At 59.7% G+C, this 2,992-nt stretch carries 2 protein-coding genes and 1 pseudogene; all 3 read right to left on the reverse strand.

The window, feature by feature from the left end:
- Positions 1-703: pseudogene (locus TX78_RS09850) on the reverse strand (IS3 family transposase); the annotation flags it as partial.
- Between the two features lie 705 nt (positions 704-1,408).
- The gene (locus TX78_RS09855) at positions 1,409-1,987 is read right to left on the reverse strand and encodes a hypothetical protein (protein ID WP_044495955.1); all 579 of its coding nucleotides are present in this window, start codon (positions 1,985-1,987) and stop codon (positions 1,409-1,411) included.
- Positions 1,984-2,992: transglycosylase SLT domain-containing protein (locus TX78_RS12760; RefSeq protein ID WP_158644330.1), on the reverse strand; the 1,009-nt coding region annotated here is incomplete at its 5' end. The genes TX78_RS09855 and TX78_RS12760, both read right to left, overlap by 4 nt.

The following is a 2,992-nucleotide window of genomic DNA, read 5'->3' on the forward strand; positions in this document are numbered from 1 at the left end:
AATACGGCTTGGCTGCCGCGGTCGCTGTGGACGATGCATCCGGCCACCTCCGCCCCTGTGCGGCCCCGGTTGGCGATGGCGTTGTTCAGCGCCCGCACCGCCAGGGAGGCCTTCATCCTGCTATCGATGGAATAGCCGATGATCCGGCGTGAGCAGGCGTCCTTGACCGCACACAGGTAGAGCTTGCCCTCACCGGTGTGGTGCTCGGTGATGTCGGTCAGCCAGACCTCGTTCAGCGCCTTCACAGTGCTGAACTGCCGCTTCACCAAATCGTCGTGGACCGGGGGCCCCGGGCGGGTGCCCTTGCCCTTCTTGCGCTTGCTGATCACCGAGAACACCCCCTGGGAGGCACACAGCCGCCAGGCGGTCCGGTGGGCCATCGGGTAGCCGGCTTCTTCTGCTTCATCAGCCAGGTACCGGTACCCGAACTCAGGATCATCACGATGGGCATCAATCAGGGCATTGAGCCGATGGGCCTCTTCCCATTCCTGGTCCGTCACGGGGTTGGCCAGCCACCGGTAGTAGGGCTGGCGAGCGATCTTCAGCACCCGGCACGTCACTGCCACAGGGATTCCTACGGCGGCGAGATCGCGTACGAGCGGGTACTTCATTTTGACGGGATCTGAGCCTGACCGAAGTAGGCAGCAGCCCGGCGCATGACCTCGAGTTCCTGTTCCAGGGCCCGGTGTTGATCACTGGTTTCGTTTCCTCACCTGCTAGCGCAGCCTCAAGCCAGACTGATGTGCTTGGCGAAGCTCGGGACTTCTTTGAGTCCTATGGACTCTCTGAGGAGACCATCGACAGCCTCGAACACAAATTGGCGACTGAGGGAACCCTCCACTCTATGGATGGATCAGACCCTGTTGATGTTCAGGTAACTGAGACTGCTACAGCAACGGTGACTCTTGAGACATTTGAAGACGGCTCTATTCGCGTAAGTTCTGTGGATAAACCGCTCGAGGCTGGAGAAGACGACGGTATCTTCATGCCGATGGCAATTTCTCAGTGCCAAGGAAGAAGCGGTAGCGGTTATGTTTCCCAAAGCAACTGCCTGGCCTTCTCCAGCAATGGTGTCACCTCAATGAGGTTCCGGTTCGACTATAGCCACTCGAACGGTGGACCGTCATCGATCAGCAGCGGCCATAGCGCTGCCTCCAGCTCGACGTATGGTTCGATCACCACTCCGGTCCGGTCCTCGTGGCGGCAGCATTCATCTAGTGTCCAGAATGCTGTGTTGACGTACCGTTCTGTCTACACCGGCCCGATGAGCACCGAAACCTGGTACCTATCGGTCTATCTCCCTCAGGGCAAGACCCCTTACACCTCGTCTCACTAGTAACGACAAGGCTTGTCAGTTCCCTCGTCGGAAGGTGGGGGAACTGACAAGCCTTGCATTTTGCTCAAACTTTTAGACCGACTCCCAGCTGTAATCACTAATCAGCAGTTCTCCAGCCACTTCTTCAAAAGTGAAGAAGAACAGCCTGCGCTCTGTGGGATTGCTGATCACTGAGCCTTCTTCGGTAATCCATACCCACGTCGCTTCGACGGAGATCACTTCATCGCTAGTGGCTCGATTGGGTTCCACACTTGGCCGTGAGGTTGCGCCTGCTGAAGCGGCATCGAGCCACTTTGGGCCTGTGGTCGGACGCTCTGGGGGCCTGATGGACTCTGCTAGTTCATCGGTCATCAGATGAGCTGCGCGCAGCTCTGCCTCGGTCTGGTTGAAGTCCTCGATGGGGTCCCAGGTAGTCATGACCTCGGCAGCTTCAAGTGCCAGCTGTTCCATGCGTTCACGCTCTGCGTCCTCGATGGCCGGCTCATCGTCTTCTGGCGATGGCTGCGGAGCAGCCGGCAAGGACGACTCTGCGGGTGAGGGCGTGGGTCCTACAACTTCATCCTCTGCGGAAGTGCGCTGCGTGGCCCATACTGCTGCAACAGCTGCGGCAATGACGATGATGATCACGCTAATGATGCCCGCGCGTTTCATAGGATGCCTTTCGCTCGGAGGAAGGGTTCAGGGTCAATCAGGTTGTCCCAACCTGCTTGATCCCAGGCTCCGTCGGGGGTGCCAAACTGCAGGTGAAGGTGAATAGCCGCGGAGTTGCCAGTCGTGCCTTCATGGCACAGGGGTGTGCCCGGTGGCACGATGTCGCCGGCCGAGACGTAGAACGAGTTATAGCGGCAGTGCCCGAATTCGACGTGCAGGTACGGCTCTTCCGTCATGATCGCAAGCACAGTCTCCCCAAGTCCGGGCTGGGTGCCTACGGCTCGGATCTCTAGCTCCATCGGCGCAACGATGGTAGATCCTGGAGGCGGCGTTGCAATGTCGATCCCTCGATGGTCAGAGACGCCGTTGTGGCAGTTGAGTGCATTCGCTATAGGGCATGGTCGCGGGCCAAATCGGGAGGTAACGATGCCACCTGGAAGCGGGTGCGTCCACTCCCCCGGACCGAGATCTCTCACGTCAGCGTAGAAGCCTCCAGGAGGCGCGCAGTTGGCGGAGAAGTTGCCTTGTGCGGACTCCAGGATGGTTTCGACATAGTGCTGGGTCTCTGCGAAAGGGGGAATTCCTCCGTGTTGCTGCACGGCACCAGGGCCGGCGTTGTAGGCAGCGAGAGTGAGTTCTATGAGTTCACGCTCATTGCTGGCAAGGCTGCCGACTTCCTCCTGCAGGTCAGCCATATAGCGGCCCTGGGCCTCGATGGAGGCGATGGGGTCAAAAGGATCTAGGCCGTACTGGGCGGCGGTGCCTGGCATGAACTGCGCGATCCCCTGAGCGCCCGCGGGGCTCTGCGCGTTTGGGTTCCATCCGGACTCCTGTTGGATTTGAGCCGCGAGCACGTCTGTGGAGATCCCGGAATGCGCCGCAGCCGCTTCGATAGCTTCCCAATACTCATCCGGCACTGATTCGCGGGTGTGCGCAGCGGTTTCTGCATCCTCTCCAGGTCTGCACGCCAACGCGGGCGCGGGTCTCTCATCCTCGCCCAATATT

Origin of the sequence: Nesterenkonia massiliensis, from assembly GCF_000455245.1 — a bacterium.
GTDB lineage: Bacteria > Actinomycetota > Actinomycetes > Actinomycetales > Micrococcaceae > Nesterenkonia > Nesterenkonia rhizosphaerae.

Excerpts from the sequence above, each read along its gene's own strand:
- TX78_RS09855 (WP_044495955.1), bottom strand. The coding sequence starts at position 1,987 with ATGAAACGCGCGGGCATCATTAGCGTGATCATCATCGTCATTGCCGCA.